The 12,734-nt window shown below is 58.0% G+C and carries 14 protein-coding genes; 12 read left to right on the top strand and 2 right to left on the bottom strand.

Annotated features, from left to right (window positions below; genetic code table 11):
• Positions 1-30: 30 nt before the first annotated feature.
• The 10 genes from ACFFK0_RS08955 to ACFFK0_RS08910 all read left to right on the top strand — a co-directional run bounded on the left by ACFFK0_RS08955 (position 31) and on the right by ACFFK0_RS08910 (position 8,049).
• Positions 31-972 carry a peptidoglycan DD-metalloendopeptidase family protein gene (locus ACFFK0_RS08955; RefSeq protein WP_377469780.1) on the top strand — a complete coding sequence of 314 codons (942 nt, stop codon included), beginning with the start codon at positions 31-33 and terminating at the stop codon, positions 970-972.
• Positions 962-1,882, top strand: a complete 921-nt coding sequence (locus ACFFK0_RS08950; protein WP_377469779.1) for a M50 family metallopeptidase — start codon at positions 962-964, stop codon at positions 1,880-1,882. The genes ACFFK0_RS08955 and ACFFK0_RS08950 overlap by 11 nt, the downstream gene beginning before the upstream one ends.
• A 16-nt stretch (positions 1,883-1,898) precedes the next feature.
• Complete coding sequence (locus ACFFK0_RS08945) at positions 1,899-3,149, top strand: Rne/Rng family ribonuclease (protein WP_377469778.1); 1,251 nt, start codon at positions 1,899-1,901, stop codon at positions 3,147-3,149.
• A gap of 190 nt (positions 3,150-3,339) precedes the next feature.
• Complete coding sequence (rplU, locus tag ACFFK0_RS08940) at positions 3,340-3,651, top strand: 50S ribosomal protein L21 (protein WP_377469776.1); 312 nt, start codon at positions 3,340-3,342, stop codon at positions 3,649-3,651.
• A gap of 10 nt (positions 3,652-3,661) precedes the next feature.
• On the top strand, positions 3,662-3,997 hold the full coding sequence (locus tag ACFFK0_RS08935) for a ribosomal-processing cysteine protease Prp (RefSeq protein WP_377469775.1): 336 nt from the start codon (positions 3,662-3,664) through the stop codon (positions 3,995-3,997).
• Positions 3,998-4,003: 6 nt separating this feature from the next.
• Positions 4,004-4,315 carry a 50S ribosomal protein L27 gene (gene rpmA / locus ACFFK0_RS08930; RefSeq protein ID WP_377469774.1) on the top strand — a complete coding sequence of 104 codons (312 nt, stop codon included), beginning with the start codon at positions 4,004-4,006 and terminating at the stop codon, positions 4,313-4,315.
• 82 nt (positions 4,316-4,397) lie between these two features.
• Positions 4,398-5,177 carry a Spo0B domain-containing protein gene (locus ACFFK0_RS08925; RefSeq protein ID WP_377469773.1) on the top strand — a complete coding sequence of 260 codons (780 nt, stop codon included), beginning with the start codon at positions 4,398-4,400 and terminating at the stop codon, positions 5,175-5,177.
• A gap of 12 nt (positions 5,178-5,189) precedes the next feature.
• A complete protein-coding gene (gene obgE / locus ACFFK0_RS08920; RefSeq protein ID WP_377469772.1) occupies positions 5,190-6,491 on the top strand; it encodes a GTPase ObgE in 1,302 nt (433 codons plus the stop codon).
• 145 nt (positions 6,492-6,636) lie between these two features.
• The gene (locus ACFFK0_RS08915) at positions 6,637-7,686 is read left to right on the top strand and encodes an anthranilate phosphoribosyltransferase (protein ID WP_377469771.1); all 1,050 of its coding nucleotides are present in this window, start codon (positions 6,637-6,639) and stop codon (positions 7,684-7,686) included.
• 93 nt (positions 7,687-7,779) lie between these two features.
• On the top strand, positions 7,780-8,049 hold the full coding sequence (locus tag ACFFK0_RS08910; RefSeq protein WP_377469770.1) for a hypothetical protein: 270 nt from the start codon (positions 7,780-7,782) through the stop codon (positions 8,047-8,049).
• 92 nt (positions 8,050-8,141) lie between these two features.
• Here the strand turns inward: ACFFK0_RS08910 and ACFFK0_RS08905 are convergent, their stop codons facing one another.
• Entirely contained in the window at positions 8,142-8,684 is a 543-nt protein-coding gene (locus ACFFK0_RS08905) for an NUDIX domain-containing protein (RefSeq protein ID WP_377469769.1), read from the bottom strand.
• A gap of 41 nt (positions 8,685-8,725) precedes the next feature.
• On the bottom strand, positions 8,726-10,612 hold the full coding sequence (locus tag ACFFK0_RS08900; RefSeq protein ID WP_377469768.1) for an electron transport protein: 1,887 nt from the start codon (positions 10,610-10,612) through the stop codon (positions 8,726-8,728).
• 318 nt (positions 10,613-10,930) lie between these two features.
• Here ACFFK0_RS08900 and ACFFK0_RS08895 point away from each other — a divergent pair, with 318 nt between their 5' ends.
• Positions 10,931-11,377 carry an ACT domain-containing protein gene (locus ACFFK0_RS08895; protein ID WP_377469767.1) on the top strand — a complete coding sequence of 149 codons (447 nt, stop codon included), beginning with the start codon at positions 10,931-10,933 and terminating at the stop codon, positions 11,375-11,377.
• Between the two features lie 52 nt (positions 11,378-11,429).
• Positions 11,430-12,710 (top strand): homoserine dehydrogenase, encoded by a 1,281-nt coding sequence (locus tag ACFFK0_RS08890; RefSeq protein ID WP_377469766.1) that lies wholly within the window; start codon positions 11,430-11,432, stop codon positions 12,708-12,710.
• Positions 12,711-12,734: the final 24 nt, after the last annotated feature.

Genomic DNA, 12,734 nt, shown 5'->3' with positions numbered 1-12,734 from the left:
TTGTACTAAGCTAACGGGAGCGGTCATAGGATGAACCATGACGAGCTTAGCTTAGGGGAGTGCGGGAATATGGATATGAAGCACAACGTGAAGCAGCGCAGGCAAGAGCGATTGAAACGGCTGCATGCGCAAGACCGGAGGCCGGAGGCCGGGGTGCCGGCTCCATTGCCCGCTCTTGGCCGCCCGTCGCTGCCGGAGGCGAGTGCGCCCGAGCTGGTGCCGGCCGACCTTCGGGCTCGTGAGCGCAACGATTTGTGGAACGACCCGGAATACGTATGGAAGCAAAAAATGCTGCAGGACGGACAAGGCTCCTACCGGGATGCGGGACGGCAACCGGACGGGCCGGAGCGCCCTGTGTACTCGACTTCTCCCCGCCGCTTCGGCATTCGATTGTTGATATGCGCCGCTCTGTTCGGCGGTGTGTGGGGGATGTTTCAGCTGGATGACCCATGGGCGCAGACGGGCCGAAGGTGGGTGACTGCAGCGCTGATCGAGCCGATGAATACGGAAGCGCTGACCGCTTGGTACGAAGCGAACTTCCGGGGCTCGACGTCGATTTTGCCGAGCTTTCAGGGCAGCGGCGAAGAAAGCATTAAAGTGAATTCGTCCGGACATCGAACGTACTTCGCGCCGGTTAAAGGTACGATTGCCGATCCTTTCAGCGACGGCAAACCCGGCATTTTATTATCGACCAAACAGGATGCGCCCGTGTACGCGATGGACACCGGACTTGTCACGTTCGCCGGGGAGAAGGAAGGGACGGGCTTTACCGTAGTGCTTCGCCATCCGGACGGTGTGGAGACAACGTACGGATGGGTTGCGGACTGCAAGCTGGAGGTGAACGACTGGATCAAAGGAGGAGAGGCGATCGGCAAGGCAAGCATGGACGGCAGCGGGGGAACGATTTATTTTGCCGTTCAGAAGGAAGGCCGTCTCGTCAATCCGGCGGATGTGGTTTCCATTGTTCCGTAAGGGGATCAAGCCATTCTGGCCGCAGTTGCCGGTCAGGCTGCTCGGGGCGCCGATTCGGCTGCACCCGTTGTTCGTCGTGATGCTGGTGCTGTCGGTACTGACCGGATACTTTCTGGAAACCATTACCTTATTCGTCATCGTCTTCATCCATGAGCTCGGACATGCGTCGGCCGCACGCGGCTTCGGGTGGCGTATCCGGCAAATCAGCCTGCTTCCGTTCGGCGGCGTCGCCGAGGTGGAAGAGCACGGGAACGTGCCGGCCAAAGAGGAGCTCATCGTCGCATTAGCCGGACCGCTGCAGCACGTATGGATGATCGGGTTCGCGTGGCTGATGCGGTCGGCAGGAGTGCTTGAAGAAGCGTGGTGGACCTATTTCATCGAAGCGAATTTGATGATAGCTCTGTTCAATCTGCTGCCGATTTTGCCGCTTGACGGCGGAAAAGTGCTGCTGGTGCTTGTCGGAACGGGGACGCCTTACCGGCGGACGATTGTTTGGTGCGGGTATGCCGGGCTCCTGCTAAGCGGAATGATGGCCGTATCCGCCATGGTGCGAATCGCTGCGGGAGATTTGCAATTGAATGTACTGATGATCGCCGTATTTTTGTTCAGTTCGAATTGGATGCTGCTGCGGCATGCTCCTTACCAATTTTTGCGGTTCCTGATGAGCCGGGAGGCGGCGGCCGCGCGCCACATCGGCAGCGGCACGCTGGCGCAGCCGATCGTTGTAAGCGGGCAGCGGCTCGTGGCGGATGTCGTCAAGCTCTTGCTGCGGGACAAGTATCACTTGATTTATGTGCTCGGCGAGCAAGGAGCGATACAGGCCGTCGTTCCCGAGCAGAGGGTCGTGGAGAAGTATTTGCGCGAACCGCCGCCCGGAGGTTCGGTTTCGGAGCTAATCGTGGTAAAATAGCTTCGAGGTGGTTCTCATGAAGCGAATTGTACTGCAGAGCGGCACCGATATGACCCGGGTGGCGCTGCTGGAGGACGAGCTCGTCGTCGAATTTGATATGGAGCGGCCGCTGGAGCGGCAGCAGGCAGGCAGCTTGTATCTCGGGCGCGTCGTCAACGTGCTTCCCGGCATGCAAGCTGCTTTCGTCGACATCGGCCTCGAGAAGAACGCTTTTTTATATATCGATGATCTGCTTCCGGCACATCTGGAGAAGCAGCCGGCGGTCAAGCCCAGCATTACGGAGCTGGTTCGGCCGGGCCAAACGCTGATTGTCCAGGTAGACAAGGAGCCTTCCGGCACGAAGGGGGCACGGGTGACGACGCATTATTCTTTACCGGGCCGCTGGCTTGTGTATATGCCGGATGCGGCTTACGTAGCCGTCTCGCGGAAGATTGAAGCGGAAGGCGAGAAGAAGAGGCTCAAGGCGCTGGCCGAGGAGATGCGGCGGCCGGAGGAAGGCGTCATTCTTCGTACCGTGTCGGCCGGGCAGCCGGCGGAGGCTTTGCTTCACGATCTGTCGCTGCTGCGGGAACGGTGGCGCACCGTGCTCGCGGCGGCAAAGAGCTCCAAGGCGCCTTGTCTTCTATATCGCGACGCTGATCTGCTGCAGCGGACGCTGCGCGACCTCGTGCGCGAGGATGTCGCGGACATCGTCGTCGATTGCGCGCCCGCGGCAGAGCAGCTGCGCGCCTTGCTTCAGCCCGGTGCGTCGGCCGCCGCTCCAAACATTCGCGTCCATGACGGCGAAGTGCCGCTCTTCGACGCGTTCGGCGTAACGGAGCAGCTCGAGCGGGCGTTCCGCCGCAAAGTGTGGCTGCCGAGCGGCGGCTACCTGGTGGTCGATCAGACGGAGGCGCTGACTGTCGTTGACGTTAACACAGGCAAATATACCGGAAAGATCGATTTGGAAGAAACCGTTCTGCACATTAACCTTGAAGCGGCGGAGACCATCGCCCGTCTGCTCCGCATCCGGAATATCGGCGGGATCGTCATCGTCGACTTCATCGATATGGAGCGCGATTCGAGCCGTCTGGCCGTATTGACGCGAATGTCCGATTCGGTACGAAGAGACCGGATCAAAACGAACGTCGTCGGCTGGACGAAGCTGGGCCTGCTCGAGCTGACGCGGCGCAAGTCCCGCGATAATTGGAGCGAGCTGTTCGTGCAGACGTGTCCGCATTGCCAAGGCAAAGGCCGGACGATTCCCGAGCTGCAGCATGAAAATTAGGCGCCAGCCAGAAATCGGCATTGCGCTTGCGAATTGTTTGTGATACAATTCTTGAGGCATGAAAGAAGGCTGTTTTTTTTGTTTGACGTCATGCTGTAACCGCTCGAAGCGGGTTCCATAAGTACGGCCGCGCATGCGCGTCGTCACCTGGGCTGGAGGCGAGTCTGAGACATGAGGAGGTGCACGTTATATGTTCGCAATCATCGAGACTGGCGGCAAGCAGTACAAAGTATCCGAGGGTGACGTAATCTACGTTGAGAAGCTTAACGCTTCCGAAGGAGAAGAAGTTACGTTCGACAAGGTTCTGGCTGTTTCCAAGGAAGACGGTCTTGTCGTAGGCGCTCCGCTCGTTGCCGGTGCTACGGTTTCCGGTAAGGTGGAGAAGCACGGCAAAGAGCAAAAGATCATCGTGTTCAAGTACAAGCCGAAGAAAAACTACCGTCGCAAGCAAGGCCATCGTCAACCATACACGAAGGTTTTGATCGGTAAGATCCAAGGCTAAGAGGCTCTCTATGATACAAGTAACAATTGTGCGTAGACCCTCTGACGGCGCAATCGATTCCTTTCGCATCGAAGGACACGCCGAATACGACGTACCGGGCAAAGACTTGGTCTGCGCCGCGGTGTCGGCCATCTCCGTCGGTACCGTGAATGCGGTCGAGGCAGTGGCGGGCGTCGTACTTCCATGCGAAATGGAGGTAGGCCTGCTCGACGCGCTTGTCCCGCTGGATTTGGATTCGGAACAAGCGGCACGGGTTCAGGTCATTCTGGAATCGATGGTCGTCATGCTGGAAACGATCGAAACATCGTACAGCGCATATATTCACATTCATACCGAAGGAGGTTAACCGAACATGTTGCAATTGAACCTTCAATTGTTCGCATCGAAGAAGGGTGTAGGCTCGACGAAGAACGGACGCGACAGTATCTCGAAGCGTCTGGGCGTGAAACGCGCCGACGGCCAAGCCGTAACGGCAGGCAGCATCCTCGTCCGCCAGCGCGGAACGAAGATTCACCCGGGCACGAACGTCGGCATCGGATCCGACGATACGCTGTTCGCTAAAGTCGAAGGCGTAGTGAAATTCGAGCGTTGGGGCCGCGACCGCAAAAAGGTAAGCGTGTATCCTATCGAAGCTGCACCGGTAGCCGCTACTGCGGAAGTATAATGTCAACATCAGTCCCCGGCGATAAGTTACTTCGCCGGGGATTATTTCATTAGCGGCTATTTGAAGAAACGGAGCGAAGCTTATGATCGACATTCCGTGGTTCATAGCGGGACTGGCGGCAACCGCGCTGGCGGGTTATGCCCTCGGCAAACGAACAAGCAAAGATGTACGTGATCAGCAATCGAATGCGGAACCGGCCGCTGCCGCCGTGAAGCCGGTTGAGTCCGACACCGCCGACGCTCTTGTCGACCCCGAGGTTGAAGCGCTTCTGCGCGAACAGCGGGAAACGCTGCATCAAGAGATGGTTCATACGATCAGTCATATTCGCCATGACTGGATGAACGATATGCAAATACTTTCCGGGTACATACAGCTTAAGAAATACGATTACTTAGCGCCTTACATGGAAAAAATAAGACTCAAGCTGCACAACGAGAGTGTGCTCGGCAAACTGGGGGACCCGTCTCTTGTCGCCTACCTGCTCACGTTCCGTACGGAATGTAAAGATTTTGAGCTGGAGCTTGAATTTCCGCAGGAAATCCATATCGGCGAGCTTCCGCTGGAGGATGGGGCTGTCGAAAGAACAGTAAAGCATGTGCTGGAATCGTTCCGGCGCTATGCCCGTGAATACGTCCACGAGCCCAACGCGATGACGATCGAAATGGCGAAGGAGGACGAAGGGCTTCTCATTGATTTTGAATATAACGGTCAATACGACGCGGACAAGCTGAAGCGGGAGCTCGACGAGCAAACGCTGCTGGCCGTCGTAGAAGATATATATATAGAGGCCTGCGAGCTCGAGGAAGGACTTGTCTCGCTGGCAGTCCGGCTTCCTTACCGGGAGTCCGATAAGACGAGATAATGGGGTGCCGACATGTTTGTAGATAAAGCGAAAATATTTGTAAAGGGCGGAGACGGCGGAGACGGTCTCGTCTCGTACCGCAGGGAAGCCCACGTTCCGCTCGGCGGACCGGCCGGCGGGGACGGAGGCAAGGGCGGCGATGTGATTTTTCGTGTCGATGAAGGGCTGCGCACCTTGATGGACTTCCGCTACCAGAAGCATTTCAAAGCGCCGCGCGGCGAGAAGGGCAAAACGAAAAATATGCACGGCGCAAACGCCGAGGACATGATCGTGCGCGTACCGCCGGGAACTGTCGTTATCGATGACGATACGAACGAAATTTTGGCCGACATGACGGTGCACGGTCAAGAGGTCGTTATTGCCAGAGGGGGACGCGGCGGACGCGGCAACTCGCGCTTCGCATCGGCGGCGAACCCGGCACCGGAAATCGCCGAGAAGGGCGAAGAAGGCGTGGAGCGCTGGGTTGTGCTGGAGCTGAAGGTGATGGCCGACGTCGGTCTCGTCGGGTTTCCGAGCGTCGGGAAGTCGACGTTGTTGTCGGTCGTTTCCGCGGCCAGGCCGAAGATCGCCTCCTATCATTTCACGACGCTGACGCCGAACCTTGGCGTGGTCGAGGTGGAGGAAGGACGCAGCTTCGTCATGGCGGATTTGCCGGGGCTGATCGAAGGGGCGCACGAAGGCGTCGGCTTGGGCCACGAGTTTCTGCGCCATATCGAGCGCACGCGGGTCATCGTTCACGTCGTCGACATGTCCGCCGCCGAGGGACGGGACCCGTATGAGGATTATGTCAAAATCAACGACGAGCTGCGCCTCTATAACGTGAGGCTGGAAGAACGGCCGCAGCTGATCGTAGCGAACAAAATGGACGTGCCGGAGGCGGAGGAGCATTTGCGGGAATTCCGCGCCAAGCTCGCGGCGGACGGTGTGGATCGGCGAATATATCCGATCTCGGCGGCGACCAAGCAAGGCATCCAGGAGCTGCTCTATGCGGTGGCCGATTTGCTGGAGTCGATTCCGGCGGCGCCGCCGGTCGAGGAGCTGGCCGAAGTGGCGGAACGCAAAATCTACCGGCTCGAGCAGGACGATGACGACAGCTTCACGATTCGCCGCGAGAACGACGTCTTTATCGTCGAAGGCGCTGCGGTGGAGCGGCTCGCGAAGCGTACGGACTTTAACCGGTATGACAGTGCCGTACGGTTTGCGAACATTTTGCGCAAGATGGGTGTGGACAACGAGCTGCGCAGGCGCGGAGCTGTGGATGGGCAGACGATTCGAATCGGCGAGCTTGAATTTGAATTCTCCGAAAAAGAATAAGAAGACGGTAACCGGCCTTCTCTGCGGAGAAAGGCTGGTTTTTTACTTCGTGCATATGTTATGTTATATTACATAAAAAGCGGTGTGGATCATCGTAGGTTTATTTGTGTGATAAAATATAACATGATGTTTCGGGGGTGATTGCTTGAAACAGTGGATTCAAGCTGTCTGGGATGCCTACCGCAACGGGGAGACGCTGACGTCCGATATAACCGCTGCCGCTGCCGCAGCTATCGCCAACGGCACGGCCAGCGATGGACAAAGCGGAGCCTTCTTGACGGCGATGCGGATGAAGGGAGAAACGGCGGAAGAGCTGCATACGATGGTCGAAGTGTTTCGGCAGTTCCGGTGCGCCCTGCCCCCGTCCCCCGATTCGCTATGCATCGGAGGCACTCTCGTCCGCCCCCAATCGTTCCTGCTCTCCCTTGCCGTCAGTCTTGTGCTGGCCTCCGCCGGGTTTCCGCAGTCCATTACGAGCAGCGTCAAGGATGAGGAGCAGCAGCTTGAACTGCTCCGCTGCCTTCGTATCGATACGGGGCCGCAGGGGACGGCCGGCTCCGGTCAGCCGGTCCGAACGCGGATCGGCTATTTGCCTCCGACGGTCGTTTGTCCGCCGCTCTCCAGACTGCGCGCCCTGCGCGAGGAGCTCGGGATGGCTTCGCTGCTGGACGATCTGGAGCTGGTGCTGAACCCTCTGGATTCAAGGCAGCTTCTGCTCGGGATCGGCGGACCGCCGGACGCGCAGCGGTGGGCCCCCTTGCTGCCGCTTCTCGGCTATCAGCTCGCGTATTTGGTAGAGGGGATGCACGGGTCGGAGGTGCTTCCGCTGTACAAACCGTCGTACGTTCGAATCGTATCGGCGTATGGCGACGAAACGCGCATCGTCGACCCGCAGACGTTCGGATTTTACAGCGAGCCGCTGCTTCCGGACTCCACTGAGCGTTTGCTGGACCGGTTCCACCGGGTGCTGCAAAATGAAACGGGGTTCGACTTGCTGCCGGATCGCGATCATGTCATATTTAACGCGGCGCTGCGCCTGCTGTGGTTCGATAAAGTGGCGACCTATGAAGAAGGATTTGTCCTGGTTACCTCTCTTCTGCAGCGCAAGGAGCCTTGGCGGCTGCTGCAGCGCTGGAGGGAGCAGTCGGCGGAGAAGGGGGATGCAAAACCGGACGGGCAGCATACCGGTACGTAAAGATAAGAGTCCGCGGGGGACAATCTTTGCGGGCTTAAGGCAAATATGATATACACAAATATATTGCCGAAGTGCAAAACAGGGGATTGTCGGATGAAGAAGCAAATAGGGTATGCAGTATTATTTTCGCTCGCTATGGCAGTGCCGTTGGATTACGCTATATTTTTGATTTCGGGATCGTTATACATGAGCGGATTGATGCAGCCTGGCGAGTTTGAGAATCTGCAGGGAGAGAACGCGTTTGTTGTCGTTCATTACGAGATGGTTTGGAGCCATTTGATGATGGAAAGCATCTGTATATTTGTTCTTTACACGACAATTCTTCTCTTTCGAAGAAGGCTCGCGAAGGAACGTGAGCTATAATCGCTTTCGATCCTGGGAACATAAGGATGGAGCCGAAGCGGTAAAAACGGCAGCCCGGGCGTTATGTGCGCCTCAGGCTGCCGTTTTTTCTGTTACGGTTCGTTCGTTATAGGAAAACCGGTTTCATACACCCCGGGAGGCGGCGGATCACGCAGCGGGGTCCAATACATAGCCGGTCCGCCATCCTCGCGTCCGGCTGTCGCGAGCCAGGGATCCGGGGCAGGGCCGTTCCTCAAGTAATGCTCAAGCAGCATGCGGAAAATGTAAGGAAGCGGCCTGTCCAAGATCGCTTCTTTACCGATCCAGTGCAGCTCCCCTTCATCGGTTTGCACGCACGGCTCGGCGTCGGTATGGCCGACATAAAAAAATTGCTGCCGAATCTCCGAGCCGTTCAGCCGCAGCAAAATGTACTGCAGCCGCAGCCCGGTCATTTGCGTAGGCCGTAAACCGGTTTCCTCCTCGATTTCGCGCAGGACGGCGGCGTACGGGTCGTTCAGCTCATGCGGCTCGAGGTGGCCGCCCACGGCGGCCCACAGTCCCGGCGATAACGTGCGGCGTTCAGATCGTTTCATCATGAGCAGCTCCCCGCGGGAGTTGAACAATAAGGCTGCAGAGATCATGCGCAGACGGATCATGAAGCGATCCTCCCCTCTAAGACGTGTACCACCAGTATCGTCTAATCCGTCAGCCGAAGCAAATAATGGATAAGCGCGTCCTGATCCTCGCTCGTAAAACCGGCTTGCTCATCGACCCAGAACGGATGGCCTTGTCCCGTCAGATGCGCGCCGCGGGCTTCGGCGCTGCCGAGATTGGCGCGCACTACGCGTTCCCGCAAGCCCCGGTCGAGCAGGGCCCGCAAGCTGTTCGCCGGTTCGGCGGGAATGCCCCGGTACAGCGTACCCGGCAATCCCTGCTCGTCCTGCAGTCGTCTGCCGGCGGCGACACCGCCGTCGTGCAAATAGGGGGCCGACCAGTACAAGCCGAATAGACCAGGCACTTTATAGCCGCCTTCCGAGCCGCCCTGCATAAGCGCGATCCGGGCATTCTCAGAGTCCGGAACCGGAATTTGCAGCAGCTTGGGGCTTTCGGGGAGCGGGACGCGGGTCGCCCAGTCGTACGTCACATTATGCCCCCAGTTTTCTCCGGCTTTGCGAAGCGCTTGCGCCCGCGTCGGTTCCGTGCCGATGACGGACAGAGGGACTACGCGATGATTCGTAAACGTGTCTCCGGCGTGGCAGGAGATGCAAGCGGCCCGGCGAAATACGCCGCGCCCTCTGGCGAACGCCGCATCGTTCCGGGGGAGCCCGGTTGCCGGCGGCTTCAGCGTATTTTGGTAGGCGGCCATCGCGATATTGTGCTCATGAATGCGGTAGCCCGGCTTGGATGCGATCGTACCGACAAGCGAGACGAACGACGACCGGGGCGAATCCGGCGTCGGCACGAGCGTGTTCAGGCCGGGGGCGCCCGGGGTCGGATCGACGCGCCGGAAAAAGTCCGACGGCCGCTCGCCGGAACCGACCCGATACCGGTATTTCGGGTTGGCGGCATTTTGCATCAGGGTGGCCAAGTATGTTTCTTTATCGATGCCGAACAGCTTGCCGCTGAGGTCGGCTTGCACCAGGGGGTCCATATTTTGCCCGTTCGGCAAGCCGTTCAGGAAAACAAGTCCATGGTACGGGCCCGACTGGGCGGTGCCGTTCCAGCCGTACGGGTGATCCCCCAGCGTAAAGCTGTCGGGGATCTGCGAAGGGTTGTTCTGAAGATCGATCATCGTATCGACGGAGCCGGGCGGCCACTGCAGCAGCGCGCGGTCGACCGCTTCTTCCAGCAGGGCCGGATCCGGTAGCGGTTCGCGCCGGCCGTCGCTCGTCTCGACCGTCCGGGCCGGGTCGCTTACGAACGATCGGAGAAGCTTCGTATCTATATTCGTATGGGTGAAAAATGCCGAGGAGTTCGTCCCTAGCGCCAGCAGCAAACCTGCTTGAATGTCCGGGTTCGGCGGGCCCTCGATGACTTTGCCGCTGCCGGGGTCGGCGATGGCGTGGCACATAATGCAGCTGACCCCGGCCTTGAGACGGCCTTCCTTGCGGACGAGCTTGATCCCGAGCGGCCAATGGGTGCCGCGCGCCACATCGAGACCGGTGTCGATGAAATCGCCTTGGCGAATCGTGCGGCCGCCGACGTTAACGGTCTTTGCGGCCTTCACCCGCAGATTGGTCGTGCCTTCGCCGCGCAGTTCCGCAATGGCCTGCACCATGCCGGGAATCGTAACCGCACTGTCGAACACGCCGATAATGTCCGAAAACAACGTCTCGTTGCCAAACGTCTCGCTGTAAAACGCCTCCCGTCCGAAACGAATCATGGCGTCGGTCGGCTCCAGCTCCGGACGCTCTGTCTCCCATGCCGACATCCCTGCCCGCGACTGCTCCGGGTCGCCCGGATTGGCGATGCGGCGTTCGTCGGGGATATAGGAAAATTCCCAGCTGCCGTACCGGACCAATGCGATACAGGCAAGGATGAGGAATAAGCAGGAGTAAAATAAAGCTACTGGCTTGAAGCTCATGCGGCGACTTCCTCCCACATCTCGTTAGTGATAGCTTCTCTGAGAGGGGATATTTTATGCTAATAAGTGTCTTTTCACCCATCGGGCCTTTCCGACAGATTGTTGCGGGTTCCCGGGGGCCTGTGAGGCCCTGCCGTAACTTGAGGCCCTTGCGGTCCGCGGAGACCGGGAGGGCCCGGAGGACCAGGTAATTTTCCCGCAAAAATGTAGGGCCATTGATTCGTTTTACAGGTAGCCTATTTACGCGGAGAAAGATTTTTGGTAGAATGTCCTCTATGGAAGTACAATAGTCTCCCTTAGGAGGACGTTGAGGCTGATATGACCGCACGCGACAAGTTTTATCTCATCCGGGAGGACATTTTGCCTGAAGGTGTGCTCAAAGCGGCGCAAGCCAAAGAGCTGCTCGCCCGCGGGGAGGCCAATACGATTCACGATGCCGTAGAACTTGTGGGCTTAAGCCGAAGCGCGTACTATAAGTACAAGGACGGCATTTTTCCCTACAGCAAGGTCGAAAGGGAACGGCTCGCCACCATATCGATGGATCTCGAGCATCGTTCCGGCATTTTATCGAAGGTGCTTGCGCTCATAGCCGGTCTGGAAGGCAACGTGCTCACCATTCACCAGACGATCCCGCTGCAAGGTATGGCCAATGTCGTCATTTCGGTAGATACTTCCGGCATGGAGGGCGGGCTTGACGATTTGCTGTCGCTGCTCTTGAAGCAGGACGGGGTCAAACGCGCCGCCGTGATCGGGCAAGGCGGATAAGTTCATCCAGAGTCTAGAGATAAATATTTCATTACCCCAAAGGAGAGAAACCATGATCAAAGCTGGATTGTTAGGACTCGGCACGGTTGGAACCGGCGTCGTCCGCATCGTCGAAGGGCATCAGGAGGATTTGCAGCGCAAGACGGGCTCGCCGATTTCCATCGAGAAAATTTTGGTCCAGGACCGCAGCAAATCGCGCGCCGTCAGCATCGACAAGGATAAGCTGACCGAGAACGCCTGGGATGTCATCGATAACCCGGACATTCAAGTCGTCATTGAAGTAATGGGGGGCATCGAGCCTGCCAAGACGTATATTTTATCCGCTCTGGAGAAGGGAAAGCACATCGTTACAGCCAATAAAGATTTGATGGCGCTGCACGGTGCGGAAATCCTCGCCAAGGCGGCTGCGAACGGCTGCGACGTATTTTACGAAGCGAGCGTTGCCGGCGGCATTCCGATCATCCGCACGCTGAACGAAGGCTTCTCGTCCGATCGGATTACGAAAATTATGGGGATCGTTAACGGCACGACGAACTACATCCTGACGAAGATGTCGCAGGAAGGAGCCGCTTACGGCGATGTGCTGAAGGAAGCGCAGGCGCTTGGCTACGCCGAGTCCGATCCGACCTCCGACGTCGAAGGGCTGGACGCAGCCCGCAAGATGACGATTCTCGCGACGCTTGGCTTCCATGCGGAAGTATCGCTGCAGGACGTCAAGGTGAAAGGAATCAGCGCAATTTCCAAGGAGGACATCCAGTACGGCAAGCGCCTCGGCTACACGGTCAAGCTGCTCGGCATCGCCGAGCGTCAGGACGACCATATCTCGGTGAGCGTCCAGCCGACGATGGTGAAAAACTCCCACCCGCTTGCATCCGTCAACGGCGTGTTCAATGCCGTCTATGTTTACGGAGAAGCCGTCGGGGAAACGATGTTTTACGGACCGGGCGCAGGCGAGCTGCCGACCGCTACGTCGATCGTCGCCGACCTCGTCGCCGTCGTGCGCAACTTGAAGCTGGGCGTCAACGGCCGCGAGCTGTTCACGCCTTACAAAGAGAAAAAGCTGAAGAGCGACGAGCAAATTTCGTCGAAAAACTTCATTCTGCTGCATGTGGAAGATAAAGCGGGCGTACTTGCGCAAATTACGCAAATTTTCGCGAAGCACGACGTCAGCCTGGAGTCGGTGCTGCAGCATCCGAACGTGAGCAACCCTGCGGCCGAAATCATTATCATTACCCACGATGCGAACCAAGCGAGCATGAACAAAGTGCTGAGCGAATTCGAATCGATGGACGTCATTCATCAAATCAAGAGCGTATACCGGGTGGAAGGCTGACGCGAGTGCGTGCGGCCGTACGAT

The organism is Paenibacillus chartarius (assembly GCF_042432825.1).
GTDB lineage: Bacteria > Bacillota > Bacilli > Paenibacillales > NBRC-103111 > Gordoniibacillus > Gordoniibacillus chartarius.
The sequence above is the reverse complement of the archived record's forward strand: the minus strand, read 5'-3'. Positions and strand labels throughout refer to the sequence as shown.